Origin of the sequence: Nocardioides aromaticivorans (assembly GCF_013408525.1) — a bacterium.
Classification (GTDB): domain Bacteria; phylum Actinomycetota; class Actinomycetes; order Propionibacteriales; family Nocardioidaceae; genus Nocardioides; species Nocardioides aromaticivorans.
On sequence record NZ_JACBZM010000001.1, the window covers coordinates 2,001,265 to 2,027,228 of the forward strand.

Below are 25,964 nucleotides of genomic sequence, written 5' to 3' on the forward strand. Positions count from 1 at the left end.
GACGACCCCCGCTGCGCTCCTACGGTCCGGGAAACGGACCCAGGAGGACACCATGAAGGCTCTCGTCATCGGGGCAGGCCCCGTCGGCACGTTCACCGCGATCGGGCTGGCCCGCCGCGGCCACGACGTCACGGTCGTCGACCGGGACCCCGGTCCCGCGGCCGACGGCACCTGGCGTCGTAGCGGCGTCATGCAGGGGGACTCCCCGCACGCCTGGCGCGGGCAGATGGTGCGCGCGATGCTCGAGGAGATGCCCGACGTCGTCGAGCGCCTCACGACCGAGGGCGCCCGGATCGGCGAGGTGCCCGGCATGCCGGGGATGGTCACGGCGCTCTTCGCCCGCCGGCCGCTCGTCGAGCGGGTGCTGCGCGAGACCGCACAGGCCGAGCCGAGGCTGCGGTGGCGCACCGGTCACGCCGAGTCGCTGCTCGTCGAGGACGGCGTCGTGCGGGGAGCCGTCGTGGACGACGACCCGGTGTGGGCGGACGTCGTCGTGGTCGCGACCGGGCGCGCGAGCCACCTCGGCGAGGAGCTGCGCGGGCCCGTCGAGGGCGGGACCACCGGGACGTCGTACGTCTTCCGGACCTTCCGGACCCGTCCCGGCGCCGCGTCGTACGACGCCCCGTTCCCGTCCTTCGTGAACGGGCCCGACCACGGCTCGCTGGTGATGCCGGCCGACAACCGCACCCACCACGTGCTGCTCGTCTGCCCATCCGAGGCCGGGGAGATCGCGGCGCTCCGCGACGACGAGGCGTTCCTGCGCGCCGTACGGGCGATCCCGCACACGGCACCCTGGGCCGACGCCGAGGCCCACGAGCCGATCACGCCGGTCCACGTCGGGGGCAACCTGACCAACACCTACCGCCTGCAGGGCCCGGCGCTCGGGCTCCCGCCTGCGCGCGGCCTGGCCTTCCTCGGCGACAGCGTGTGCACCCTGAACCCGGCCAACGGTCGCAGCCTGGCGCTCCACATCCCCCACGCGAAGGTCTTCCTCGACCACGTCGACGACGACGCGACGGACCTGTCGTTGCTGCTCGACCAGTGGGCCGAGGAGCACATCCGGCCGTGGTGGGCCGACCACGTGCTGACCGACGGCTCCCTGCTGCGCCGCTTCCACGGCGAGCCCCTCTCCGCCGACGAGCCGCTGCCCAGCGACGTCATCTTCGCCGCCGGCGAGGTCCACCCCGAGTGGATGCCGATCATCGGCCCCTGCGCCGGCATGCACGCCGGCCCGGCGGTCATCGACCAGCTGCGGGAGCCGGTGGCACAGCTGCTGCGCGAGGGCTGGCTGCCGCCGGTGCAGGGTCCGCGGCTGGCCGAGCTCGTCGGAGCCCCCGCCGCCCGCTGACTTGCCACTTTGCACCGCCGACTTGCCACTTCGCACCGCCGACTTGCCGGTCCGGACCGTCGACGTGCCGGTTCGGCCCGTCAGGCTCAGCCGAGCGGGACGAAGACGGACCACACCCCGAGCACGAACAGCAGGGCGAAGACGGCCAGCATGACGACGTACCGCCGGCCGAGCTCGACGACCCGGCTGCGGTCGGGGTCCTGGGGGTCGTACATCACCTCGAGCACGTCGCCGAGCCGTGGTTCGCCGGCGGGGTTGACCGCGGTGCCGGTCCGGTCGCGCTCGGTCTTGTCCGCGAAGGTGAAGGTGACCGTCGTCGTGGTGGAGGTCGACCCGTCGCCCTGCCGCGAGATCTCGGACCGACGCTTGGTCACGGTGGCCTCGGCGCGGGCCCATGTGCGGGCGCGCCAGTGATGGCGTACGACGACGAAGAGCGCGACCAGGAAGGGCGTCACCAGCATCGCGCTGATCAACAGCGCCACCCAGCGCGGAAGATCGGTCTCCATGGCTCCGATCCTCTCCGCCGGCTCCGGACCGAAACCGGACCGGAGTCCGGGACCTCCTCCAACCGGTCAGGAACGAAGAAGCAACCTGACCACCAGCGCTCCTACGCTCGTCGGGACGAACCGATCCAGAAGGGAAAGAGCCATGGCGAACAGCACGTTCAGCGACGAGGAGAAGGCGGCGATGAAGGAGGCCGCGGCCGAGCGGCGGGCCGCCGCGAGCCGCGGGACCGGCAGCAAGAAGGTCCAGGCCGACCTGCAGGACTGCCTCGACAAGATCGCCGCGATGGACGACGCCGACCGGGCGATCGGCGAGGCGCTCCACGCCATCGTCACCACCCACGCGCCCGACCTGGCCCCGAAGACCTGGTACGGGATGCCGGCGTACGCCAATGGCGACGGGAAGGTCGTGGTGTTCCTCAAGTGCGCGGGGAAGTTCAAGATGCGCTACGCCGAGGTCGGCTTCCAGGAGTGGGCCAACCTCGACGACGGCGACCTGTGGCCCACGGTCTTCGCCGTGGCGACGATGAACGCCGCGGTGGAGAAGAAGCTGACGGCGCTGGTAGAGAAGGCCGTTCGTCCGGCGTGAGCCGCTTGTCGCCTCAGCGGGGGCGGTAGGTCCACATCCGGATCGCACCGCCTGACTCGCTGAGGATCAGACCGCCGGAGAACTGCGCGCCGTACGCGACGGGCAGCTCGCGCGACCGGGCTGCGCCCGTGCGGTCGACGGCGACGAGCCCTTCCCCGCTGGTGTCCAGCGAGCGCCAGATGTAGTCGCCGTCGGCCCACTCGACGGACTGGCCGACGGCCTGCTCGCTGCGTCGCCACACCCCGTCGGAGCCGACGGTCGCCACGGTGTCGACGCAGCACTGGTCCTCGTCGAGTGCCGGCCCGTCCGTCGCGGCGTACGTCCCGTCGGAACCGCTCCCCAGCCGGGCGAACCTGTTCGACCGCGTGATCTCGTGGCCGTCCGCGAGGCTGAACACCGTGGTCCCGACGTAGCCCATGCCGCCGTTGGCGGTCCCCGCCGCGTCGGGCAGGTCACCCGGCAGCCCGGGGTTCGTCCAGCGCACCTTGCCGGTCAGCGCGTCCCGGCCCTGCAACGCACCGACGGTCTCGGTGTCGTCGGGGTCGTCGACCACCCCGGTCAGGACCACGTCGTCGGCCGCCGCGACGAGCCAGGCGCCGGACCTCTCCCACAGCCGCCGGCCCGTGGCGGCGTCGTGGCCCTGGACCAGCGCCGCCTGGCCCCGGTCGTCGACGAGGCTCACCACCACCACCGAACCGGCGGTCTCGATCCGGTCGATGCCGAAGGGCAGGCGCCCCAGGTTGGACCCGGGCGCGGAGGGCAGCAGCGGCACGCTCCACCGCACCTCACCCGTGCGCACGTCGACCGCGTGGAGCGCCTCCCCCTTCTCCTCGAGGCGCTCGTCGATGCCGCAGGCCCGGAGGTTGCGCGCGCAACCGTCCAGGTAGGAGGTGGTCACCAGCACGCCGGAGCCGGGTACGACGTCCCACGGACCATCGAGGCGCACGTCGCCGAGGGGTGAGCCGACCACGTCCGTCAGCCGGCGCTGCCACAGCACCCGCCCCGAGGCGAGGTCCACGGCCTTCATCAGGTCGTCGAGGTCGTCACGGCCCCAGATCACGGCGACGCCGCCGATCCGCTCCACCCGGTCCACGTCGTCGATGTCCCGACCGACTCCGGCGGCGAGTGGCACCTCCCGCACCACGAGGTCGGGCGCCGCCGGACCGTCGTACACCTCCCAGCCGGCGGTCTCCGGGGTCGGGCTCGGCGCCGGGTCAGGCTCCTCGGAGCCGGCGGAGCTGCACGCCGCGAGCAGGCTCACCAGTGCCGCACCGGCGGCGACCCTGGTCACTGTCGACATAGGCATGGGAGCGTTCGTTCCCCCGGGTGGGGGCGCGAAACGACGACGGGCTCGGATCCGCGCGGGCGGTCAGTGCGCCATGTCGACGAACCGGCTGTAGTGACCCTGGAAGGCCACGACGATGTCGCGGGTCGCGCCGTTGCGGTGCTTGGCGACGATCAGGTCGGCCTCGCCGGGGCGGGTCGACTCCTTCTCGTAGACGTCGTCGCGGTGGAGCAGGACGACCATGTCGGCGTCCTGCTCGATCGAGCCGGACTCACGCAGGTCGCTGACCGCGGGGCGTTTGTCGGCGCGCTGCTCGGGACCACGGTTGAGCTGCGACAGCGCGATGACCGGGATCTCGAGCTCCTTGGCGAGGAGCTTGATCTGGCGGGAGAACTCCGAGACCTCGAGCTGGCGGGACTCGACCTTCTTGCCGGAGCTCATCAGCTGGAGGTAGTCGATGACCATCAGGCGCAGGTCGTGCTTCTGCTTGAGGCGGCGGGCCTTGGCCCGGATCTCGGTCATCGTCATGTTGGGCGAGTCGTCGATGAACATCGGCGACGCCGAGACCTTCGCGACGTGGCGCGCGAGCCGGTCCCACTCCTCCGTGCTCATCTTGCCGTTGCGGATGTGGTTGAGCGGGATCCGCGCCTCGGCCGAGAGCAGTCGCATGACGATCTCGGCGCGCGTCATCTCGAGGCTGAAGAAGGCGGCGGTCAGGTTGTTGTGGATCGCCGCGGCCCGGCAGAAGTCGAGGGCCAGCGTCGACTTGCCCATCGCGGGACGGGCGGCGACGACGATCATCTGGCCGGAGTGGAAGCCGTTGGTGAGGTCGTCGAAGTCGGCGAACCCGGTCGGCACGCCGTAGATGCCGGCCTCACGGTTCTCGATGGCCTCGATCTCGTCGAGGACCGAGTCCATGATGTCGCTCAGCGGGGCGTAGTCCTCCGACTTGTTGCGGTCGGTGACCTTGTAGATCTCGGACTGGGCCTCGTTGACGATGCCCTCGACCTCGCCCTCGCCCGCGTAGCTGATCTGGACGATCTTGGTGCCGGCGTCGACCAGGCGGCGCAGGATGGCCTTCTCGTAGACGATCTCGGCGTAGAAGCCGGCGTTGGCCGCGATCGGCACGTTGGCGGCCAGGGTGTGGAGGTACGCCGCCCCGCCGATCTTCTGCAGCTGGCCACGCCGCTGCAGCTCACCGGCGACGGTGACCATGTCGGCGGGCTCGCCGCGCCCGAAGAGGTCGAGGATCGCCTCGTGGATCTCCTCGTGGGCGGGCCGGTAGTAGTCGACGCCGCGGATGACCTCGACGACGTCGGCGATCGCGTCCTTCGAGATGAGCATCGCGCCGAGCACGGACTGCTCGGCCGCCAGGTCCTGCGGTGGCATCCGCCCGCCGGCCGGCGCCTCGCCGGGTGCGTAGGCGGCCGGACCGTCACCCCACTGCTCCGGGGGCTCGGCGGTCCACGACGGCTGGTCGTCGGTGAGGCTCACGGGTCTCCGGCTCCTGGCTCGATCGCGGGTGGCGGCACCGCGCCGCCTGGAGGACGTCGTACGGTGGCGGAGGCTGCCGAGAGGGTCCGACACAATCCCCTGCGCGAGTCGAACCTAGACGCCGAGGAGCCGTGCGTGAAGCCGACGCGGCGTAGTTATCCACAGGCCTTGGGGATAACCGGCGGGGGTAGGTGGACGACACGCGGAAACGGTGTGCACGGTCTGGGGACAACACTGTGGAACAGGGAGGGGGAGGGCTGTGGAAACCGGCTCTGACCTGCGGAAACACTCCTCCCCACCTGTGGACTCAAAATTCCTACCCGCCAGTCTCGTTCACCTGGCGGCCAACCGGGGGCCACGTGGTGGCCGCCGCACAACGGGCCGCACCCACGTTTTTGCGGGCGCATTTCCACAAGTTGCCCCCAAGGCGCCACTGATGTGTTATCCGATCCGGTGACAGCGTCCCCCACTCCCGCCGGCGGGCGCTCGCTCGACCGCGAGATCGCCCGGCTCGCGGTCCCCGCCTTCCTCGCCCTCGTCGCCGAGCCGCTGTTCCTGCTCGGCGACGCGGCCGTCGTCGGGCACCTCGGCACCCGCGAGCTCGCCGGGCTCGGCCTCGCCGGGACGGTGCTGTCGACCGTGGTCGGCCTGTGCATCTTCCTCGCCTACGGCACCACCGCCGGCGTCGCCCGCCAGCTCGGTGCCGGCCACCGCCGCGAAGCCCTCGCCCAGGGCGTCGACGGCCTCTGGCTCGCGGTCGCGATCGGCATCCCCGTCACCCTCGTCACCAGCCTGCTCGCCCACCCGCTGGTCACCCTGTTCGGCGCGTCCTCGGACGTCGAGGCCGCCGCGACGACGTACCTCCGCATCGCCGCCGCCGGCACCACTCCCCTGCTCCTCGTGCTCGCCACCACCGGCGTGCTGCGTGGGCTGCAGGACACCCGGACCCCGCTCGTCGTCGCCGTCGCCGGCAATGTCGCCAACCTCGGCCTCAACGTCCTCCTCGTGTACGGCGCCGGGCCGGCCCCGCGACTCGAGCTGGCCGGGTCGGCGGTGGGCTCGGTGCTCGCGCAGACCGGTATGGCGGTGGCGCTCGTGGCCGTGGTCGTGCGCGCCGCCCGCCGCGAGGGGGCCAGCCTGCGCCCGCACCCGGCCGGGATCCGCGCGGCCGGACGGGCCGGCGTACCGCTCCTCGTGCGCACCCTCACCCTGCGTGCCTCGCTGCTGGTCACCACATGGGCCGTGGTCCTCGCCGCCGGCGAGGTCGCCGGCGGCAGCGGGTCCGACGCCGTCCCCATCGCCACCCACCAGCTCGCGCTGACGATCTGGGGCTTCCTCGCCTACGTCCTCGACGCGATCGCCATCGCCGCGCAGGCCATCACCGGCCGGCACCTGGGCGCCGGCGACGTCGCGGCGACCCGGGCGGTCACCACGCGGATGGTGCGCTGGGGCGTGTGGAGCGGGGTCGTCACCGGGCTGCTCCTGGCGGCGACGAGCCCGTGGCTGGGCGCGCTGTTCACGCCGGACCACGCCGTCCGCGACGCACTCGTCCCGGTGCTCCTGGTCGCCGCGCTCGTCCAGCCCGTCGCCGGGGTCGTGTTCGTCCTCGACGGCGTCCTGATCGGCGCCGGCGACGGCCGCTACCTGGCCTGGGCCGGACTGGTGGTGCTGGGCGGCTACGCTCCGCTCGTGCTGCTGACGAGTGCGCTGGGTGCCGGGCTGACCGGAGTGTGGGTCGTGTTCGGCCTGCTCTTCATGGGCGGCCGGCTGGTGACCCTCGTCCGCCGCGAGCGCGGTGACGCCTGGCTGGTCACCGGGGCGCGCGCGTGAAGCCGCTGCAGGCCGTCGGGCTGGGCCTGGTGCTGCTCGCCCTGGGCCCTGCCGACGCCGAGCCCGGCACCTTCGACCCGCTGCCCGACCCGCTCGGCTGGCTGCTCGTCCTGGTCGGGCTCCACGGCCTCGCGCCCGTGCTCGACGAGCGCCGGCTGCCGGTGCTGCGCTTCCTCGGCGTGCTTGCGCTCGGGTTCTCGATCGCGCTGGTCGTCCCGGCGGTCGCCCGCTGGCTGGAGACGGACCCGTCGCTGGGCTGGTCGGCCGACGTACCCCGCTTCGCGTTCTTCGCCGTGCTCTGCCACCAGCTCAGCCAGGCCGCGCTCAAGGCCCGCTCGACCGGCGGCGCGAGCAGCTTCAGCATCGCCGGGATGACCCTGCTGTTCGTGCTCGCGGCCCCGCCGCTGGCGTTCGGCGCCGGCTGGGACGGCGTGGGTACGGCGGGCGAGGTCGCCGCGCAGGCCGTCCAGATCGCGCTCGTGGTGCTCTGCTTCGTCTTCGCCGGCCGCCGGTGGGCGGGTGCCCCGGAGCCCGAGGCCCCCGCCGAGGCGTGAGGCTCAGCCCTGGAGGCCGCTGAGCACCAGGCCGGCCAGCTGGGGGGCCTGCTGCGACGGGTCACCGGGGTAGTCGGTGCCGTCCTCGTAGGTCATCGTCACGTCGACGTTGGCCTCGGCCGAGCAGGCCCGCAGCGTCGCCACCAGCGGCGGGGTGGCGCTGGTCTTCCACCACGCCTTCGAGGCGCCGGCGGCGTCGGACGGCTCGACGTTGCCGTCGGCGTCGCTGGGCTGGATGCAGCCGAACTTCCCGGCGGTCACGTCGGCCGGGCCGCTGACCTCGATCCGGATGCTGACGAGGTCCTTGGCGGTGAAGGTGCACTCGTCGGTCGTCCACGACGTGCCATTCTCCGTCACCGAGCCGTGGCCGGGCACGCCCTCGCTGAACTCGACCCCGATCGCCTTGGCCACGTCGCCGGACGTCAGCAGGGCGCACGCCTGCGGGCGGTCGGCGACAGGCGGCGCGCTGGTGGTCTCCGTCGGTGCCTCGGTGGCCGACGACTCCTCGGTGGGCGTCTGCGAGGGGGCATCCGTCGTCGGCGCGGCCGACGTGGTCTGCTCGTCGGCGGCGTCGGGCTCGTCGTCACCGCAGGCCGCGAGGACCGGGGCGAGGGCGAGCAGGGCAGCGGGCCAGAGGCGACGCAGGCGCATCAGGGAACTCCTGGGGTTGGGGGAAGTGCCCCAAAAATGCCACGTGGCCGGCCCCCGGGGGGACCGGCCACGCCGACGTACGTCTGACGTGATGTCAGGCCGGGATGACGTTGAGCGTCACCGCGACGGAGACCTCGTCGTGCAGCTTGACCGAGACCGCGTGGTTGCCCAGCGACTTGATCGGGTTGCCGAGGACGATGGTCCGCTTGTCGATCGCCTCGCCGGCGGCCTCGCCGAGCGCGGCGGCGATGTCGGCCGTGGTGACCGCACCGAACAGGCGACCGCCCTGGCCGGCCTTGACCTTGACGTCGACGGAACCGCCCTCGAGCTTGGCCTTGATCTCGGCGGCGTGCGCCTCGTCGCGGACCGCGCGCGCGGAGCGGGCGGCCTTGATCGAGTCGGCCTGGGCCTGCGCACCGCGGGTCCAGCGGATCGCGAAGCCGCGCGGGATGAGGTAGTTGCGGCCGTAGCCGTCCTTGACCTCGACCACGTCGCCAGCAGCGCCGAGGTTCTCGACCTCCTGGGTCAGGATGATCTTCATGAGTTCAGCTCTCCTTCTCTACCGAGCTCAGCGGCCGCTGGAGGTGTAGGGCAGCAGCGCGACCTCGCGGGCGTTCTTCACCGCGATGGCGATGTCACGCTGGTGCTGGACGCAGTTGCCGGTCACCCGACGGGCGCGGATCTTGCCGCGGTCGGAGATGAACTTCTTCAGAAGGGCGGTGTCCTTGTAGTCGACACCGGTGGCCTTCTCCTTGCAGAACTGGCAAACCTTCTTCTTCGGCTTGCGGACGACTGCCTTCGCCATTGTGGTGCTCCTCCTCAGAGCCCGGCCGCGTCAGTCAACGTCGGCCGGAATGGTTGATGTGTTGATGGCCCGGGTTCGTGACGCTCGCTGCGCGACCTCCTCGACCACCGGGCCCGTTGCTCAGAACGGGGGCTCGTCGCCACCGGAGACACCGGGCGCGGCCCAGGGGTCACCGGCCGGCGCACCGCCACCGTTGTTGGATCCACCGGACGGCTGGCTGCCCCACGGGTCTCCGCCCGCGGGACGTCCGCCACCCTGGTTGCCACCGCCGCCGTAGCCGCCCTGGCCACCGCCCTGGTTGCCGCCGCCGTAGCCACCGCCGCCGCCACCGCCGGAGCGGTTGGCGCGGGTGACCTTGGCCGTGGCCCAGGTCAGCGACGGGCCGACCTCGTCGACCTGCAGCTCGTTGACCGTGCGCTTCTGGCCCTCACGGTCCTCGTAGGACCGCGACACCAGACGGCCCTGCGCGATGACGCGCATGCCCTTCTGGAGGGACTCCGCGACGTTCTCCGCGGCCTGCCGCCAGATCGAGCAGCGGAGGAACAGGGTCTCCCCGTCCTTCCACTCGTTGGTCTGCCGGTCGAAGGTGCGCGGGGTCGACGCCACCGTGAAGTTGGCAACCGCAGCGCCCGACGGGGTGAAGCGAAGCTCCGGGTCGTCGGTCAGGTTGCCGATAACGGTGATGACGGTGTCGCCAGCCATGGTGGTCTCCTGTGAGTGGATTCGAGTGGCCCGCCCGGGTCAGTCCCGGGCAACGGCCCCCATCGTGTCCCGTGGCTCCGACAATGAACAGTCGTGTTCCACAGGCACGTGCCCGTCTCAGACGGTGGGGCGCAGGACCTTCGTCCGCAGCACGGACTCGTTGAGGGTCAGCTGGCGGTCGAGCTCGTCGATCGTCGCCGGCGCAGCGGTCACCTTGATGATCGCGTAGATGCCCTCGGCGTTCTTCTTGATCTCGTACGCCAGGCGGCGCTTGCCCCACACGTCGACGTTGTCGACGGTGCCGCCGTCGTTGCGGACGACGTTCAGGTACTTGTCGAGCGACGGCTGAACCGTCCGCTCGTCGAGGCTCGGGTCGAGGATGACCACGACTTCGTAGTTGCGCAAAGCGGTCTCCACCTCCTCTGGACTGACGGCCACGGACTCTCCGCGGCAGGAGGGCTCTGCATGTCCGCACCGGTTCGGCCCGGGCAGACGTGTGTACGGCGCCAGACGGCACCGGACAGGAGAGGTTAACCCGTCACGGCGGAGGCAGCCGAATTGCGGCGGTGCCAGACCATCGGGACGACGACCGCGCGGCCGATGGCGGTCGAGGCGGCGATCGCCGGGACCAGGACCACGAAGCCCACGTTGACCAGCGTAACGAAGCCACCCGCCATCGCTCCCGCGGCACCCGCGACCAGCACGTGCAGCCACTGCCGGCGCTCCTCGCGGCACACGTGGTGGACGAGCAGCACGCCGGCGACGGCGAACGGGCTCGAGGCCGGCACCAGGAAGACGAGGATCCAGACGATCGCCTGGGGCGGGACGGGGTCCGGCTCTAGCATCAGCAGCAGGAGGACGGCGAGGACGACGACGCTCGTCGCCCAGGCCACCACGTAGCCGCGGAGACCGGGGGTGTTGGGGCCTTCGAGCTCCATCCGGCGTCCTCCTCCCAGGGTTGAGCGTTCGCTCAAACGATCGCACGGATTGAGCGAACGCTCAAGACCGGGCAGGATCGCCCCATGACGACCACCCGCGAGAAGCTGCTGGACGCGACCCTGCGCGTCGTCGTCGGCCAGGGGATCGCCAAGGCGTCGGCGCGGACGATCGCGACGGAGGCGGGGGTCAACCAGGCGCTGGTCTTCTACCACTTCGGCTCGGTCGACGAGCTGCTCGCGGCGGCCTGCGAACACGGTGCCCGCCAGCGCATCGAGGCGCACCGCGCCGCGCTGGCCGCCGTCACCGACGTCGCGGGACTCGTCGCCCTGGCCAGGACGGTCCACGCGCAGGAGCAGGCCGCCGGCAACGTCACCCTGCTCGGGCAGCTCCTCGCCGGGTCCCCCTCCCACCCGGCGCTCGGCCCGGCCACCGCCGCCGGCCTGCGGCTGTGGGCGAGCGAGGTCGAGCAGGTCCTCTCGCGGCTGCTCGACGCCGGTCCGCTGGCCGGCCTCGTCGACGTACCCGGGCTCGCGCGGGCGATCAGCGCGTCCTTCGTCGGCATCGAGCTGTACGACGCCGTGGACCCAGCCGGCGCGAGCGACGCCTTCGCGGCCCTCGAGCAGCTGGCCGGACTCGTCGGCGTCCTCGACCGGCTCGGCCCCGTCGAGCGGGCCGCCCTGCGCCGCCGCGTGCGCCGCGCCACCGCCTGAGCCGCTGTCCCCGCCCGTCCCTACAGTGGGGCCCATGAGCGAGCTGCGCATCGGAGCCCACGTCGACCAGACCGACCCGATCGCGGAGGCCGCGGCGCGCGACGCCCCGCTGGTGCAGTTCTTCCTCGGCAACCCGCAGTCCTACAAGGGTCCCGTGCTCTCCTACGAGGGCGGCGCCGCGGCGCTGAGGGCGGCGGCCGAGGACGCGGGCGTGGACCTCTACGTGCACGCGCCGTACCTCATCAACGTCGCGACCACGAACAACCGCCAGCGGATCCCGAGCCGCAAGCTCCTGCAGCAGCACATGGACGCCGCGGCCGAGCTCGGCGCCAAGGGGCTGATCGTCCACGGCGGCCACGTCACCGACGAGGACGACCCGGCGAAGGGCTTCGACAACTGGCGCAAGGCGGTCGAGGCGACCGACATCAAGGTCCCCCTCCTGATCGAGAACACCGCCGGCGGCACCAACGCGATGACCCGCTACCTCGACCGGATCAAGGGCACCTGGGACGCGATCGCCAGCGCCGAGGGCGCCGACATGGTCGGCTTCTGCCTCGACACCTGCCACGCGCACGCCGGCGGCAACGCGCTCGAGACGATCGTCGACGACGTCCTGGCCATCACCGGCCGGATCGACCTCGTGCACGCCAACGACAGCCGCGACGCCTTCGACTCGGGCGCCGACCGGCACGCCAACTTCGGCGCCGGCCAGATCGACCCCGACCTGCTCGCGCAGGTCGTCCGCGACGCCGGCGCCCCGGTGGTGTGCGAGACGCCGGGCGGCGCCGCCGAGCACGTCACCGACTTCGAGTGGCTCGTCGAGCGGATCGAGCGTCTCTGACACCCTTGCGCTCGCGCAGAAGAGGCGTAATCTCGATTACATGATTACAACGGAGCAGCACGAGCAGATCCGCGGCTGGTTCGCGGGCCGGCTGCCGGAGGATCTCTTCGAGTCGCTGGTGGAGGTCACCGTCGACCGCGAGGAGATCACCGTCGTCGGCCGCATCGCACCCCCCGCGCTGGCCGAGGACGCCTCGCCGACCGAGCGCAGGGCCGCGGCGCAGGGCCGCATCCAGGAGTTCCGCGAGCGCACCCGCGACGCCCGGATCGCCATCGCCCGCGAGGCGGAGCGGCAGTACGACCAGAAGGTCGCCTGGGGCGTGGAGTGCGACGGCACCCGCGTCCTGTTCACCCACCTGGCCGTGCCGACGATGACCCGGCTGCGCCAGCCGGAGCGGGCCGTCCTCGACACGCTGGTCGCCGGAGGCGTCGCGCGCAGCCGCAGCGAGGCCCTGGCCTGGTGCGTCCGGCTGGTCCAGCAGCACGCCGACGACTGGCTGGTCGAGCTGCGCGACTCCCTCGAGCAGGTCCACCGGGTCCGCGCCCAGGGCCCCGACGCCCCGGCCGGGAACGCCGCGGAGAGCGCGTGACCGGGTCGCCCGACCCGACGACGCCGAGCATCCTCGCGTGGGCCGGCGGCCTGCCCGCGCTGCGCCGGCTGACCACCGTGTTCTACGCCCGGGTGCCGCACGATCCCGTGCTGGCGCCGGTGTTCGCGGGCATGGACGCCGACCACCCCGAGCACGTCGCCCTCTGGCTCGCCGAGGTCTTCGGCGGCCCTGCGGACTACACCGCGCACCGCGGCGGCCACCCGCACATGGCCCGACAGCACCTCGGCCGCGGGATCACCGAGCAGCAGCGGCGGCGGTGGGTCGACCTGCTGCTCGACGCCGCCGACGAGGTGGGGCTGCCGACGGACCCCGAGTTCCGCGCGGTGTTCGTCTACTACCTGGAATGGGGCACCCGGATGGCGCTGGTCTACTCCGGCGACGACCCGCCGCCGATCGACGCCGCCGACGTCCCGATCTGGCAGTGGGGACAGACGCCGCCGTGGCAGCCGGACCGGCGCGACGAGTCCGACTGACCGACGGCCCGGACCAGCCCCCCGTTTCCGGAGGACTCCGGCCGGAGAGGGTGACGCCATGCGCGTCGTACTGCCTGCTGCCCTGGCGGCCACCCTGCTCCTCTCCGCCTGCTCCACGGCCCACGAGGACGACGGGCCGGAGGTTGCCGCGCCAGAGGTCGAGGACCTCGAGACGGCCTGGCAGGTCGACGTCGAGGGCCTGTACCGCGACGCCGACACCGGTCGCGGCGACGGCATCTGGGTCGGCACCGACCGGGTCGCCCTGATCACGACCGACAGCGTCACCGTCCTCGACACAGCCGACGGTACGACGACCGGCACGATCGACCTCCCCGGACAGGTCTGCGCCGTCGCACCCGACGTCAACGCCGACGGCATCGGCGTCGTGGTCGTCGGCCGCCGGGCCCGGGGCGGCGGGGCGCCCTGCAACGCGGCCCGCGCAGTCGCCGTCGACCTCGCCGACGCCACGACGCTGTGGACCAGGCCGGTGCGGGAGCGGGTCTACCTCGGTTCCATCGGCGTGGGCGAGAAGACCGTGGCCGTCGCCGATGCCGGCGCCGGCGCCCAACGGCTGCGGCTCAGCGACGGCAAGCGGCTGCCGGACGTCGCAGGCACCAAGTCGTCAGCCAACGGCGCGACCATCGTCGCGGCAGGCGACGACTACACCTCCCTCGCGGTCCACGACCAGGACTCCGGCCGGCTGCTCACCACGGTCACCGTGCCAGACGTGTACGACGTCGCGGAGATCCTTCCCGGCGCCGAGCCCCCCGTCGTCGCCGTCAACGGTCCGGACGGCTTCGCCCTCGTGGACCTCGCAGGACGCGAGCCCCGTCCGGTCGGCCGCGCCATCGACAGCAGCTATCCACGCTTCGAGCGGGTGACGAGCCTCGACGGCACCGCCGTCCTCCAGTACGGCAAGTCCTCCGTCGTCGGTCGGTGGAACCCCGACACCCGCACCCTCGACACGATCCCGGCCCTCGACGAGGGCGAGAGCCTCGTCGGTGCGTACGACGGCCGGCTGGTCACCACCATCTCCTCCGGCAACCCGCTCGCACCGGGCGCCGTGGTCCGGCTGGTCGACCCGGCGGATCCCGCGGACCCGCTCGTCCTCGGCACCGTCCCGGAGTCGATCAGCAGCTTCTTCGGAACCGCGACCTCAGCGGTCGCCGGCGACCTGCTGATCGGCGAGGTCGAGGGAGGCGTGGCCGCCTTCCGCCTGCCCGGCGACGGCACCCCGACCAGCCGGTTCGTCGCGGCCGCTCCGGAGGGTGAGGTCACCGCACGCGAGACGGCCGACCTGTGCACGGGCATCGCGCCGGACTCGCTGGGGATCCTCGGCTACCGGGAGACGGAAGGAGTTCCGGCCACCTGCACCTTCTCGCACCAGACCGCCGACAGCCGCGGCGACTTCATCCTCCAGGTCAACGCCTACGCGCTCCAGGCCGGGGACGGGAAGACGGCCGACGAGATCGCGCACGCGACCTTCGCCAACACCGCCGAAGGCGACACCGCGCGGGACGTCGAGCCGTTCGATCCGGTCCCCGGCCTCGGTGACGAGGCGGCGATCGGGGCCGGCATGCGCATCCTCGTGGTCCGCGTCGACAACGCCGTGGTACACCTCCACCTGAACGACCTGAGCGGCGGCCCGCGCAAGCCGGGAGTGCGTCGCGCGGCCCTGGAGGCGATCGCCCGCGACCTGCTCGCCGAGCTCGAGCGCCGCCGGGGCTGAGCCGCGCGGCGGGGCCGGGTCAGCCGACGAGCACGCCCAGCGGCAGGTCGCCGCACGGGATGAGCGCGCCGCGCTGCTCCGGCGCGATCAGCCGCCCGGTCGGCACCCGCGGGTCGGCGGACAGCACGACCCGGAAGGACTGGTTGACGACGGCAGCGCCCGCCTCGCGGACCGCTCCCAGCAGGAGCGACTCGAAGGTGTCGAGGAGGGTGTCCGCACCGACGACGCCGACGATGCGCCCGTCGACCTCGACCGGGACGGTCGTGGTGAGCATGTACTCGTCGCTGCAGACGTAGTCGACGAACGGGCCGGTGACGTGGGCGCGACCCGTCTCGACGGGCGTGCGGTACCACTCCACCCGGCTGTAGTCGACGGGGTCGCCCGAGCCGGAGACGGTCGACTGGGCGAGCAGCTGCTGCTCCTCGCCCTGCCACCAGGCGAGGTAGAGGTGGTGGTCGGCGAGGAAGCCGGGCGCCGCGACGAAGCCGCCACCGAAGAGGGGGAGGCCGGCCAGCAGGTCACGGGTGAGTGGGTGCGCCGCGGCGACGAGGTCGGCCGCGAGCAGCGGCGTACGACGGCAGACGTCCTCGAGCCCGCTGCGGACGACGTCGAGCGCCTCGATCACGCCCTGGAAGTAGGCCTCGACCTCGCGCGCGCAGGCGAGCGCCGCCGGCGACGCGGACCCGCTCGCCCCCTCGATCACCATCGACCCCATGGACACATCCCTTCCGGGGTCCAGCACGGCTGCACCCCCACGGCTACGGAACGGCACGGGCTGCGCGCCTGTCAAGGAGCCCGTCGCGCCGGTGGACCTCCTCATCGGTAGCTCGCGTGCAGCACGGCGAGCTCGTCGACCGCGCGGTCCAGCTGGCGTCGTACGGCCTTGCGGGCGGCGTCGCCGTCGTGGGCGCGCAACGCGGTGAAGAGCTCCTCGTGGCAGGTGCGGGTGAAGGCCTGGAACTCCGGATCACCCAGCGGCTGCCGGAGCAGGGCGCCGAAGTCGGCCTCCAGGCCGACGACCTGACGGGTCATCCGGGCGGACTGGCTCAGCGCGGCGAGGGTCAGGTGGAGCTCCGCGTCGGCATGGCGCCAGTGACCGGGGTCCGCGTCGCCGGCCTCCGGGAGCAGGGACGCGAGCAGGTCGACGTCGGCGGCGTCGGCGTACTCGGCGGCGAGCTCGGCGCAGCCGGCGAGGACCACCAGGTGCAGGGTGCCGCGGTCGTGCAGCTCCACGCGGGACATCGCGGCCAGCCGGGCCGCCTGGGCGTCGGGGTCGTGGAGCTTGGCGCGCGTGACATAGCTGCCGCCGTTGCGCCCGCGCACGGTGCTGATCAGGCCCTGGGCGCGCAGCGAGACGAGCGCCTCGCGGGCGGTCACGGTCGCGACGCCGAGCATCGCGGCCAGCTCCGACTCGCTCGGCAGTCGCTCGCCGTCGCGGAGCACGCCGGAGCGGATCGCGTCCGCCAGCCGCTGCTCGACGCGCACCGCGCGGCCGACGTCCTCGAGGGGCGCGAAGATCGCGCCGCGCGTGCGGGTGCCGTGGCGCGGGCTGGACGTCGAGGTCATCCGTCCCCTCCCTGGCACTGGTCCGACGGCTGTCCGGACGCTGCTCGGCCGGACACGGAAACGTTACAGAGCAGACTCTAGACATATAACCTATGGGATCATATGTTTTCGGTGTGACCCAAGCCACCACACCTCCGGCCGACCTCCCGGCAGAGGCCACCGCAGGAGCCGAGGACGCGGTCCCGGCCATCCGGCTGCGCGGCCTCGTCAAGCACTTCGGTGACGTCGCCGCGGTCGACGGCGTCGACCTCGACATCGCCGACGGCGAGTTCTTCTCGATGCTCGGCCCGTCGGGCTCCGGCAAGACGACGGTCCTGCGCCTGATCGCCGGGTTCGAGTCGGCCACCGCCGGCACCGTGGAGCTCGGCGGCACCGACGTCACGAAGGCCGCTCCCTTCGAGCGCGACGTGCACACGGTCTTCCAGGACTACGCGCTCTTCCCGCACATGAGCGTCCTCGACAACGTCGCCTACGGCCTCCGGGTCCGGGGGATGGGTCGCAGCCAGCGCCGCGAGCGGGCCCAGCAGGCGCTCGAGACCGTGCGCCTGGGCCACCTCGGCTCCCGCCGGCCCAGCCAGCTCTCCGGCGGCCAGCGCCAGCGCGTCGCGCTCGCCCGGGCGATCGTCCTCCAGCCGCGCGTCCTCCTGCTCGACGAGCCGCTCGGCGCGCTCGACCTCAAGCTGCGCGAGCAGATGCAGGTCGAGCTCAAGCAGCTCCAGCGCGAGCTCGGCATCACCTTCGTGTTCGTCACCCACGACCAGGAGGAGGCGCTGACCCTCAGCGACCGGATCGCCGTCTTCGACGCGGGCCGGATCCAGCAGCTGGGCACGCCGCAGGAGATCTACGAGCAGCCGGCCTCGGCGTACGTCGCCGGCTTCGTCGGTACGACGAACCTCCTCGACGCGGCCACGTCCCAGCGGCTCCTCGGCGTCGACGCCGAGCACGCCGTGCGTCCCGAGCGCCTCCGGCTCTCGCCCGCCGCCGAGATGGAGAAGGCCGGGCCCGGCGAGGTCCGCCTCTCCGCGGTCGTCACGGAGACCATCTACCTCGGCGTCGGCAACCGGGTGCACCTGCGCACGGACGACGGCCTGGAGCTGGTCGCCCTCGAGCAGTCCACCGGCTCCCTCGACGACAGCGACCACCGCGGCGACCACGTCACGGTCCGCTTCGCACGGGCCGACGCCGTCGCCCTCGCCGCGGCCCCCTGATCCCCCATCAGCAGAACCCGCACCACCATCCCTCGAAAGAAAGCGGAGCTCTCTCATGAAATCCACCTTCCGGCGCGGCCGCGTGGCCATCGCCTGCCTGACCCTGGTGTCGGTCTCGGCACTGTCCGCGTGTGGCAGCAGCGACGACGACAAGAAGACCGACGCGGTCGAGAAGCTCGGCGACTTCGAGGGCAAGGTCTCGATCCTCGCCTGGCCCGGCTACGTCGAGGACGGCACCAACGACCCGAACGTCGACTGGGTGTCCGCCTTCGAGAAGAAGACCGGCTGCGAGGTCACCAGCAAGGCCTACGGCACCTCCGACGAGGCGCTGAACCTCGCCAAGACCGGTGACTACGACGTGATCGCCGCCTCCGGCGACCTGTCGCTGCGCCTGATCGCCTCCGACGAGGCGCAGGCCATCAACACCGACCTCGTGCCCAACTACGAGAACGTCTACGACTTCCTCAAGGACACCGAGTGGAACTCGGTGGACGGCAAGAACTACGGCGTCCCGCACGGCTACGGCGCCAACCTGCTGATGTTCAACAAGAAGAACGTCTCGGACACCAGCTCGTGGGGCGCGGTCTTCGAGAAGGACCAGCTCGAGAAGAACAAGGGCAAGGTGACGGCGTACGACTCGCCGATCTACATCGCCGACGCCGCCCTCTACCTGATGAAGACCCAGCCCGACCTGGGCATCACCAACCCGTACGCCCTCGACGAGGACCAGCTCGCCGCGGCCGTCGACCTGCTCAAGGTCCAGCGCCAGTACGTCGGCGAGTACTGGTCGGACTACCTCAAGGAGATCCAGGCCTTCGAGACCGGCGACTCGGTGGTCGGCACCACCTGGCAGGTCATCAAGAACAACATCAAGAACAAGGACGTCGACGTCACGCTGCCGAAGGAGGGCGCGACCGCGTGGAACGACACCTGGATGCTGTCCTCCCAGGCGAAGAGCCCCAACTGCGCCTACGCGTGGATGGACTACATCCTCAGCCCGGAGGCCAACGCGCAGGCGACGGAGTACTTCGGCGAGGCGCCGAACAGCCCCGAGGCGTGCGAGAAGACCACCGACCCGAAGCACTGCGAGACCTTCCACGCCGGTGACCAGGAGTACGCCAAGCAGCTGTGGTTCTGGCGCACCCCGGTCAAGGAGTGCCTCGACGGACGCACCGACGTCCAGTGCACCGACTACGCCCAGTGGACGCAGGCCTGGACGGAGATCAAGGGCTAACGATGTCGACCTCGTCGATCACGCCCGACCAGGCGCCGGCCCCCGCCCTGCGGGGGCCGGCCGCCCGGCCGGTCTCCCGGTTCCTGCACCGCTGGGTGTGGGTGCGCCTGTCCCTCCTGCTGTCCGCGCCGCTCGCGTGGATGCTGCTCGTGTACGTCGTGGCGCTGGCCGCGCTGCTGATCACGTCGCTGTGGTCGGTGGACAGCCTGAGCAGCGAGATCGACAAGACCTGGACGCTCGACAACTTCCGCACCCTGTGGGAGAACGAGGTCTACCGGAAGGTCACGCTCCGCACCGTCGGCGTGGCCGCCGCGGTCACCGTGGTCGACGTGGCGATCGCCCTGCCGATCGCCTTCTACATGGCGAAGGTCGCCACCCCGCGAGCCCGGCGGATGCTCGTCGTCGCGGTGCTCACCCCCCTGTGGGCGAGCTATCTCGTGAAGGTGTTCGCCTGGCGGGTCGTCCTGTCCGAGGGCGGCCTGGCCGAGTGGACCGGCCTCGGAACCCCCGGCTACGGGCTGACCGCCGTCGTCATCACCCAGTCCTACATCTGGCTGCCGTACGTGATCCTGCCGATCTTCGCGGCGCTCGAGCGGGTCCCCGACTCGCTGCTCGAGGCGGCGGGCGACCTCGGCGCGCCGTCCGGCATGGTGATGCGCTCGGTCGTGCTGCCGCTGCTGGTGCCCGGCATCGTCGCCGGCGCGATCTTCAGCTTCTCGCTGACGATGGGCGACTACATCACCGTCAACATCGTGGGCGGTGCCAGCCAGATGCTCGGCAACCTCGTCTTCGTCAACGCCGGTGCGGCCAACAACCTGCCGCTCGCCGCGGCCATCGCGATGATCCCGATCGTGGTGATGCTCGTGCTGCTGACGGCCATCCGTCGTACCGGAGCACTGGAGAACCTATGATGGAGAGCGTCCGATGACCCTCAGCCCCCTGGCCCGCCGCCTGCTGGCGGCCCTCACGTTCGGCGTCCTCGCGCTGATCTACGTGCCGCTGCTGGTGGTCGTGGCCAACTCGCTCAACCCGAGCCAGTCGATGACCTGGCCGCTGGACGGCGTCACCCTCGAGTGGTGGCGCCGGGCGGCCCGGAGCGACGGCGCCCGTGAGGCGCTGCTGACCAGCCTGCAGGTCGGCGCCGTCGCGACGCTGATCGCCCTCGTCCTCGGCACGCTGCTGGCGCTGGCCCTGCAGCGGTACTCCTTCTTCGGCAAGAACTCCGTCAACCTGCTGGTGATCCTGCCGATCGCGCTGCCCGGCGTGGTCACGGGCATCGCGCTCAACAACGGCTTCCGGACCATCCTCGGGGTGGACCTGTCGCTGTGGACGATCGTGATCGCACACGCGACCTTCTGCATCGTCACCGTCTTCAACAACGTCCAGGCCCGCCTGCGGCGGATGGGCACCAGCCTCGAGGAGGCGTCGTCCGACCTCGGCGCGGGGGTCTTCATGACCTTCTGGCTGGTCACCCTGCCGCAGCTCCGCTCGGCCCTTCTCGCGGGTGGCATGCTGGCATTCGCGCTCAGCTTCGACGAGATCATCGTGACCACCTTCACGGCCGGCCAGGGTGCCAACACCCTGCCGATCTGGATCCTCAACAACATGTTCCGGCCCAACCAGGCGCCGGTGGTCAACGTGGTCGCGGTCGTGCTGATCGTGTTCTCGATCGTCCCGGTGTGGCTGGCCCAGCGCCTGTCCTCCGACGTCGAGGCCGCCCGCTGACCTGCCCCGCACCGACCACCGACGACCGCACCACCACCCCCAGGAGAACCCCGCATGACCGAGATCGAGTACGCCGTCCGCAACCCCGCCACGGGCGAGCTGGTCGAGACCTTCCCCACCGCCACCGACGCCGAGGTGCGTGCGGCGGTCGACGCCGCGGCGGCGGCGTACACGAGCTGGGGCCGGACGTCCACGGTCGCCGACCGGGCCGCGCTGATCCGCCGGGTCGCCGAGCTGCACCGCGAGCGCAGCGCCGAGCTGGCCGCGGCGATGGTCGAGGAGATGGGCAAGCCGCTCAGCGACGCCGAGGGCGAGGTCGACTTCTCGGCCTCGATCTACGAGTTCTACGCCGACAACGCCGAGCGCTTCCTCGCCGACGAGGAGATCCCGCTCGGCGAGGGCGAGGGCACCGCGGTCATCCGCCGGATGCCGGTCGGCGTGCTGCTCGGGATCATGCCGTGGAACTTCCCCGTCTACCAGATCGCCCGCTTCGCCGGCCCCAACCTCGCGACCGGCAACACGATCGTCCTCAAGCACGCGCCGCAGTGCCCGCGCTCCGCCGCCCTGCAGGAGCAGATCTTCAAGGACGCCGGCTTCCCCGAGGGCGCCTACGTCAACATCTACGCCACCAACGAGCAGATTGCGGACGTGATCGCCGACCCGCGCGTCCAGGGCGTCTCGCTGACCGGCTCCGAGCGCGCCGGCGCGGCCGTCGCCGAGATCGCCGGGCGCAACCTCAAGAAGGTCGTGCTCGAGCTCGGCGGCTCGGACCCGTTCATCGTGCTCTCGACCGACGACCTCGACGCCACCGTCGACGCCGCGGTGTTCGCGCGGATGGACAACGCCGGCCAGGTCTGCAACGGCGGCAAGCGCTTCATCGTCGCCGACGGCCTGTACGACGACTTCGTCGGCCGCTTCACCGAGAAGCTCCTCGCCGCCTCCGAGGGCTCCCCGCTGTCGTCGGTCACCGCGGCCGACAACCTCGACGCCCAGGTGGCGACGGCGGTCGCCGGCGGCGCCGAGCTGACCACCGCGGGCGAGCGCAAGGGTGCGTTCTACCCCAGCGGCGTGCTGTCGGGGATCACGACCGACAACCCGGCGTACCACCAGGAGCTGTTCGGCCCGGTCGCCATGGTGTTCCGCGCCGCCGACGAGGACGACGCCGTCCGGATCGCCAACGACACGCCCTACGGCCTGGGCTCCTACGTGTTCTCGAGCGACCCGGCCCAGGCCCAGCGGGTCGCCGAGCAGATCGAGGCCGGCATGGTCTTCGTCAACGGCGTCGGCCTGGACGCGGCCGAGCTGCCCTTCGGCGGCGTGAAGCGCTCCGGCTTCGGCCGCGAGCTGGGCCGCTTCGGCATGGAGGAGTTCGTCAACAAGAAGCTCATCCGCACCGTCTGACCCTCTCCGGGGCTCCTGATCTGCCACGCAACTACCGAATTCGTCGTCGATCCGCCCGGATCGCAGCGAATTCGGTAGTTGCGTCGCCGACTCCGGAACCCCGCAGCTCGCCCGATAGCCTGATCCCCATGCCCAGCGTGCGCCCGATCAGCCCGACCGAGCACCGCGACTACCTCGCCACGCTGCCATCGGCGAGCTTCCTGCAGACCCCCGGCTGGGGGAAGGTGAAGTCCGAGTGGCGCAGCGAGTCGCTCGGGTGGTTCGACGACGAGGGGAAGCAGGTCGGCGTCGCCCTGGTGCTCTACCGCCAGCTGCCGAGGCTCAAGCGCTTCCTCGCCTACCTGCCCGAGGGGCCGGTGATCGACTGGGCGGACGACGACCTCGCCGCGTGGCTCGACCCGATGGTGGCGCACCTGAGGAAGCAGGGTGCGTTCGCCGTACGGATCGGCCCGCCGGTGGTGACCCGCCGCTGGACCACCGCGCAGGTCAAGGAGGGCATCGCCGACGCCGACGTGCGGCTGCTCAGCCAGATCCCGCCGGCCGAGCGCAACCCCATCGGCGCGCGCACCGTCGCCCAGCTGCACGAGCTCGGCTGGCGCCACCAGGGTGTCGAGGGCGGCTTCGCCGCGGGCCAGCCGCAGTTCGTCTTCCAGGTCCCGCTGCGCCACGCCGACGGCACGCAGCGCACCGAGGACGAGGTCCTCAAGGGCATGAACCAGCTCTGGCGCCGCAACATCAAGAAGGCCGCCAAGGAGGGCGTCGAGGTCGCCACCGGCAGCCGCGAGGACCTCAAGGCCTTCCACGAGCTCTACGTGCACACCGCCGAGCGCGACCACTTCACGCCGCGTCCGCTGCGCTACTTCGAGACCATGTACGACGCCCTCCGCGCCGACGGCGAGGAGCGGTTCACGCTCTGGATGGGCCGGCACGAGGGCGACCTGGTCGCCTCGACGATCGCGATCCGGGTCGGCGAGCACGCGTGGTACTCCTACGGCGCCTCCTCCACCGAGAAGCGCGAGGTCCGCGGCTCCAACGCGGTGCAGTGGGCGATGATCCGCGACGCGATCGCCGCCGGCGCGGCGGTCTACGACCTGCGCGGCATCACCGAGACCCTCGACGCCGACGACCCGCACGTCGGGCTGATCCAGTTCAAGGTCGGCACCGGCGGCGAGGCGGTCGAGCACGCCGGCGAGTGGGACCTGCCGGTCAACCGGGCCCTCTACAAGGCCTTCCAGGTCTACCTGGCGCGGAGGGGCTGACATGAGCCTGTCGCTCACCGTCGACGGCCCGCGCTGGCGGGCCCACCTCGAGTCGGTCGCCGACGCGCACCCCGGCATCGTCCCGGTCGCCAAGGGCAACGGCTACGGCTTCACCCTGGGCCGCCTGGCCCGCAAGGCGCAGTGGCTCGCCGAGCGCGGCCACGACGTGCGTACCCTCGCCGTCGGCACCTACGACGAGCTCCCCGAGGTCGCGCAGCGCTGGCACGGCGACCTCCTCGTGCTCACCCCGTGGCGCCCGTGGGTGCCGCTCCCCGAGCCCGCGCTGTCCCGACGGCTCGTTCACACCGTCAGCCGCGTCGGCGACCTGCGCGACCTGCTGCACGCCGACCCGTCCGCCCGGATCGTGCTGGAGCGGATGACCTCGATGCGCCGCCACGGGATGGCCGCGCGTGAGCTGTGGGAGGCCGGCGAGCTGCTCCGCAAGCACCCCGGCGCCCGGATCGAGGGCCTCGCCCTCCACCTGCCGCTCGGCCAGGGCACCCACCTCGGCGAGGTCACCCGGCTGATGAACGACTTCGTCGCCGCCGAGGTCCCCGCCCACGGCGCCCCCGACGTGTGGGTCAGCCACCTCACCGACGCCGAGCTGGCCACCCTGCGCAGCCAGTACGGCGACTTCGGCTTCCGCCCCCGCATCGGCACCGGGCTCTGGCTCGGCGACCGGGGTGCCCTGCGGGTGACGGCGACGGTGCTCGACGTGCACCCCGTCGAGCGCGGCGACGCGTTCGGCTACCGCGGCCGCACCGCCCCGAAGTCCGGGCACGTGCTGGTCGTCAGCGGCGGCACCGCGCACGGCATCGGCCTCGAGGCGCCCACCGGCGACCAGTCGATGAAGGCGCGCGCCGCGACCATCGCCCGCGGGGGCATGGACGCGGTCGGGTTCGTCCGCTCGCCGTACTCCATCGACGGCAAGCAGCGGCTCTTCGCCGAGCCGCCGCACATGCAGGCCTCGATGCTCTTCGTCCCGCACGGGGCGCGGGTGCCCGAGGTCGGCGAGGACGTCGACGTGCGGGTCCGCTACACCGCCACGACGTTCGACCGCATCACCGTCACGACGTGAGGGCAGGCTGAGGGCCGACCTCGTCGAAGCCCTCCTGTCGCACCGGGTCGCGGTCCGGGCGGTACATGTCGCGCACGATCACCGCGGCCAGGTAGAGCTCGCCGAGCACGCGCACCGCGATGCCGACCCAGTAGAACCCGGCGTCGCCGCCGCCCGCGGGCGAGAGGTAGCCGCCGAGGTACCACCAGATCGTGCAGAAGTAGAGCACCTCGCTGGCCTGCCAGATGATCTGGTCGCGCCAGCGCGGGCGGGCGAGCACGGCCAACGGCAGCAGCCACAGGACGTACTGCGGGGAGTAGACCTTGTTGACCAGCAGGAAGCCGACCACGATCAGGTAGCCGAGCTGGGCCAGCCGTGGGACCACGGCCTCGGGGCGGATGGTGCGCCCGGCGGTCATGCCGATCACGAACACCGCGGCGCACCAGGCGCCGAAGAGGATCCACGACCAGAGGTTGATCGTGTGCGCCGAGAACCCGACGTCGCCGGCCTGGTCGATGAGCATCCACACCGACCCGAGGTCGGCCGTGCGCTCGGCGTTGAAGCTCCAGAAGACCTTCCACTGCTCCTTGCCCAGCAGGTACGCCGGCGCGTTGGCCAGCAGCCACGCCACCGCGGCGCCGACGACCGCCAGGGCCAGGTCGCCGGGTCGGCGACGGCGCAGGCAGATGACGAGCAGGCCGCCGAGTAGGAAGAGCGGGTAGAGCTTCGCGGCGGTGCCGAGGCCGATCAGGATGCCGGTCAGCAGCGGCCGGTCGCGCGACCACGCCCACAGGGCGCCGGCCACCAGCGCGACGGGGATCAGGTCCCAGTTGATCAGGCCCGTCAGCAGCAGGGTCGGTGACAGCGCGAACGCCGCCGCGTCCCACGGTCGCACGGGGTGGGCCCGGGAGAGCAGCCACGTGGCGACGAGCGCCAGCGCAGCGAAGCCGAGGCCGTTGACCAGGAGGAAGATGGTCTGCTCCTGGTCGACCTCCGGGTCGTCGTACAGGTCGGAGACGGGGGCGCGGTAGCGCGCCTCGACGTCGGGGGAGCCGTTGAGCCAGTGCGTGATCCACGCCGTGCCCCACGCCCAGTAGGAGATCCCGACGGGGTACTCCATCACCTCGTAGCGCGCCCGGGTCTGCTCGTCGCCGGAGTAGGGCCATGCGTGCTCGGCCATGCCGCGCGGGACGTAGAGCGGCTTCAGGTCCGTGTAGCACATGTGGGAGTAGACCCAGTTCTGGTCCTTGCCCTCCGCGAGCGTGCACGGCGACTTCTGCACCAGCCCCAGCGCGAACGTGCAGGCCGTCAGGAGGAGCAGCACCCGCAGCGGCGTCCACCACCGGTGCGGCCGCGCGCGCTGGCCCATCGGACCGCCGACGACCTCGCTCAGGCCGGCGACGACCGGGTCGTCCAGGGTGGGGTGGACGTGCGGCGCGCGCTCGGTCACG

28 protein-coding genes are annotated in these 25,964 nt (G+C 72.0%); 16 read left to right on the forward strand and 12 right to left on the reverse strand.

Translation table 11 applies throughout. The features are described 5' to 3' along the window. Window positions 1-52: 52 nt before the first annotated feature. The gene (locus BJ993_RS09410; protein WP_179648559.1) at window positions 53-1,348 is read left to right on the forward strand and encodes an FAD-dependent oxidoreductase; all 1,296 of its coding nucleotides are present in this window, start codon (window positions 53-55) and stop codon (window positions 1,346-1,348) included. An 86-nt stretch (window positions 1,349-1,434) separates the two neighbouring features. Here BJ993_RS09410 and BJ993_RS09415 read toward each other — a convergent pair whose 3' ends face one another. Then, window positions 1,435-1,854, reverse strand: coding sequence for a DUF3592 domain-containing protein (locus BJ993_RS09415; protein WP_179648560.1), 420 nt, complete (start codon window positions 1,852-1,854; stop codon window positions 1,435-1,437). Between the two features lie 142 nt (window positions 1,855-1,996). Here BJ993_RS09415 and BJ993_RS09420 point away from each other — a divergent pair, with 142 nt between their 5' ends. Next, window positions 1,997-2,440 carry an iron chaperone gene (locus BJ993_RS09420; protein ID WP_179648561.1) on the forward strand — a complete coding sequence of 148 codons (444 nt, stop codon included), beginning with the start codon at window positions 1,997-1,999 and terminating at the stop codon, window positions 2,438-2,440. A 13-nt stretch (window positions 2,441-2,453) separates the two neighbouring features. Here BJ993_RS09420 and BJ993_RS09425 read toward each other — a convergent pair whose 3' ends face one another. Both BJ993_RS09425 and dnaB read right to left on the reverse strand, forming a co-directional pair. Next, window positions 2,454-3,746: a PQQ-binding-like beta-propeller repeat protein gene (locus BJ993_RS09425; protein ID WP_179648562.1), complete on the reverse strand. Its 1,293-nt coding sequence runs from the start codon at window positions 3,744-3,746 to the stop codon at window positions 2,454-2,456. A 63-nt stretch (window positions 3,747-3,809) separates the two neighbouring features. Further along, on the reverse strand, window positions 3,810-5,114 hold the full coding sequence (gene dnaB / locus BJ993_RS09430; protein WP_179652129.1) for a replicative DNA helicase: 1,305 nt from the start codon (window positions 5,112-5,114) through the stop codon (window positions 3,810-3,812). Between the two features lie 558 nt (window positions 5,115-5,672). Here dnaB and BJ993_RS09435 point away from each other — a divergent pair. Both BJ993_RS09435 and BJ993_RS09440 read left to right on the forward strand, forming a co-directional pair. Further along, window positions 5,673-7,049 (forward strand): MATE family efflux transporter, encoded by a 1,377-nt coding sequence (locus BJ993_RS09435; protein WP_179648563.1) that lies wholly within the window; start codon window positions 5,673-5,675, stop codon window positions 7,047-7,049. Then, window positions 7,046-7,603 (forward strand): hypothetical protein, encoded by a 558-nt coding sequence (locus tag BJ993_RS09440; RefSeq protein ID WP_036543926.1) that lies wholly within the window; start codon window positions 7,046-7,048, stop codon window positions 7,601-7,603. Before BJ993_RS09435 ends, BJ993_RS09440 begins: the two co-directional genes overlap by 4 nt. 3 nt (window positions 7,604-7,606) lie before the next feature. Here the strand turns inward: BJ993_RS09440 and BJ993_RS09445 are convergent, their stop codons facing one another. The 6 genes from BJ993_RS09445 to BJ993_RS09470 all read right to left on the reverse strand — a co-directional run bounded on the left by BJ993_RS09445 (window position 7,607) and on the right by BJ993_RS09470 (window position 10,699). Next, entirely contained in the window at window positions 7,607-8,254 is a 648-nt protein-coding gene (locus tag BJ993_RS09445) for a hypothetical protein (protein ID WP_179648564.1), read from the reverse strand. 94 nt (window positions 8,255-8,348) lie between these two features. After that, complete coding sequence (rplI, locus tag BJ993_RS09450) at window positions 8,349-8,795, reverse strand: 50S ribosomal protein L9 (protein ID WP_036543924.1); 447 nt, start codon at window positions 8,793-8,795, stop codon at window positions 8,349-8,351. Between the two features lie 27 nt (window positions 8,796-8,822). Continuing rightward, a complete protein-coding gene (gene rpsR / locus BJ993_RS09455; protein WP_036543922.1) occupies window positions 8,823-9,059 on the reverse strand; it encodes a 30S ribosomal protein S18 in 237 nt (78 codons plus the stop codon). Window positions 9,060-9,179: 120 nt separating this feature from the next. Further along, window positions 9,180-9,761, reverse strand: a complete 582-nt coding sequence (locus BJ993_RS09460; protein WP_036543917.1) for a single-stranded DNA-binding protein — start codon at window positions 9,759-9,761, stop codon at window positions 9,180-9,182. A gap of 117 nt (window positions 9,762-9,878) precedes the next feature. Further along, on the reverse strand, window positions 9,879-10,166 hold the full coding sequence (gene rpsF / locus BJ993_RS09465; protein WP_036543915.1) for a 30S ribosomal protein S6: 288 nt from the start codon (window positions 10,164-10,166) through the stop codon (window positions 9,879-9,881). Window positions 10,167-10,291: 125 nt separating this feature from the next. Then, window positions 10,292-10,699 carry a hypothetical protein gene (locus BJ993_RS09470; RefSeq protein ID WP_179648565.1) on the reverse strand — a complete coding sequence of 136 codons (408 nt, stop codon included), beginning with the start codon at window positions 10,697-10,699 and terminating at the stop codon, window positions 10,292-10,294. Between the two features lie 84 nt (window positions 10,700-10,783). On the opposite strand from BJ993_RS09470, the gene BJ993_RS09475 reads away from it, so the two are divergent. Genes BJ993_RS09475 through BJ993_RS09495 form a run of 5 tightly spaced genes read left to right on the forward strand, consistent with a single transcriptional unit; the run spans window position 10,784 to window position 15,063 of the window. Further along, a complete protein-coding gene (locus tag BJ993_RS09475; RefSeq protein WP_179648566.1) occupies window positions 10,784-11,410 on the forward strand; it encodes a TetR/AcrR family transcriptional regulator in 627 nt (208 codons plus the stop codon). Between the two features lie 34 nt (window positions 11,411-11,444). Beyond that, on the forward strand, window positions 11,445-12,251 hold the full coding sequence (locus tag BJ993_RS09480; protein WP_179648567.1) for a deoxyribonuclease IV: 807 nt from the start codon (window positions 11,445-11,447) through the stop codon (window positions 12,249-12,251). Window positions 12,252-12,291: 40 nt separating this feature from the next. Next, window positions 12,292-12,840 (forward strand): ATP-binding transcription factor AbmR, encoded by a 549-nt coding sequence (gene abmR, locus BJ993_RS09485; RefSeq protein ID WP_179648568.1) that lies wholly within the window; start codon window positions 12,292-12,294, stop codon window positions 12,838-12,840. Further along, window positions 12,837-13,334: a group II truncated hemoglobin gene (locus BJ993_RS09490; protein ID WP_179648569.1), complete on the forward strand. Its 498-nt coding sequence runs from the start codon at window positions 12,837-12,839 to the stop codon at window positions 13,332-13,334. The genes abmR and BJ993_RS09490 overlap by 4 nt, the downstream gene beginning before the upstream one ends. A 58-nt stretch (window positions 13,335-13,392) precedes the next feature. Further along, window positions 13,393-15,063 (forward strand): hypothetical protein, encoded by a 1,671-nt coding sequence (locus tag BJ993_RS09495; RefSeq protein WP_179648570.1) that lies wholly within the window; start codon window positions 13,393-13,395, stop codon window positions 15,061-15,063. A gap of 19 nt (window positions 15,064-15,082) precedes the next feature. On the opposite strand, the gene BJ993_RS09500 is transcribed toward BJ993_RS09495, so the two are convergent. Both BJ993_RS09500 and BJ993_RS09505 read right to left on the reverse strand, forming a co-directional pair. Continuing rightward, a complete protein-coding gene (locus BJ993_RS09500; protein WP_051932085.1) occupies window positions 15,083-15,778 on the reverse strand; it encodes a cache domain-containing protein in 696 nt (231 codons plus the stop codon). A gap of 101 nt (window positions 15,779-15,879) precedes the next feature. Then, window positions 15,880-16,629 (reverse strand): FadR/GntR family transcriptional regulator, encoded by a 750-nt coding sequence (locus BJ993_RS09505; RefSeq protein WP_036543902.1) that lies wholly within the window; start codon window positions 16,627-16,629, stop codon window positions 15,880-15,882. A gap of 113 nt (window positions 16,630-16,742) precedes the next feature. Here BJ993_RS09505 and BJ993_RS09510 point away from each other — a divergent pair, with 113 nt between their 5' ends. The 7 genes from BJ993_RS09510 (at window position 16,743) to BJ993_RS09540 (ending at window position 24,534) form a co-directional block, all read left to right on the forward strand. Further along, window positions 16,743-17,837, forward strand: a complete 1,095-nt coding sequence (locus tag BJ993_RS09510; protein ID WP_207007747.1) for an ABC transporter ATP-binding protein — start codon at window positions 16,743-16,745, stop codon at window positions 17,835-17,837. Between the two features lie 55 nt (window positions 17,838-17,892). Continuing rightward, window positions 17,893-19,071 (forward strand): extracellular solute-binding protein, encoded by a 1,179-nt coding sequence (locus BJ993_RS09515; protein WP_179648572.1) that lies wholly within the window; start codon window positions 17,893-17,895, stop codon window positions 19,069-19,071. Window positions 19,072-19,073: 2 nt separating this feature from the next. Beyond that, on the forward strand, window positions 19,074-19,982 hold the full coding sequence (locus BJ993_RS09520; protein WP_179648573.1) for an ABC transporter permease: 909 nt from the start codon (window positions 19,074-19,076) through the stop codon (window positions 19,980-19,982). A gap of 13 nt (window positions 19,983-19,995) precedes the next feature. Beyond that, window positions 19,996-20,796: an ABC transporter permease gene (locus tag BJ993_RS09525; protein ID WP_036543900.1), complete on the forward strand. Its 801-nt coding sequence runs from the start codon at window positions 19,996-19,998 to the stop codon at window positions 20,794-20,796. Window positions 20,797-20,850: 54 nt separating this feature from the next. Then, window positions 20,851-22,197, forward strand: coding sequence for an NAD-dependent succinate-semialdehyde dehydrogenase (locus tag BJ993_RS09530; protein ID WP_036543898.1), 1,347 nt, complete (start codon window positions 20,851-20,853; stop codon window positions 22,195-22,197). Window positions 22,198-22,325: 128 nt separating this feature from the next. Continuing rightward, the gene (locus BJ993_RS09535; RefSeq protein ID WP_179648574.1) at window positions 22,326-23,456 is read left to right on the forward strand and encodes a lipid II:glycine glycyltransferase FemX; all 1,131 of its coding nucleotides are present in this window, start codon (window positions 22,326-22,328) and stop codon (window positions 23,454-23,456) included. A gap of 1 nt (window position 23,457) precedes the next feature. Further along, entirely contained in the window at window positions 23,458-24,534 is a 1,077-nt protein-coding gene (locus tag BJ993_RS09540) for an alanine racemase (protein ID WP_179648575.1), read from the forward strand. On the opposite strand, the gene BJ993_RS09545 is transcribed toward BJ993_RS09540, so the two are convergent. Continuing rightward, the gene (locus BJ993_RS09545) at window positions 24,524-25,963 is read right to left on the reverse strand and encodes a glycosyltransferase family 87 protein (protein WP_308645530.1); all 1,440 of its coding nucleotides are present in this window, start codon (window positions 25,961-25,963) and stop codon (window positions 24,524-24,526) included. The genes BJ993_RS09540 and BJ993_RS09545 overlap by 11 nt on opposite strands. Window position 25,964 lies beyond the last annotated feature (1 nt).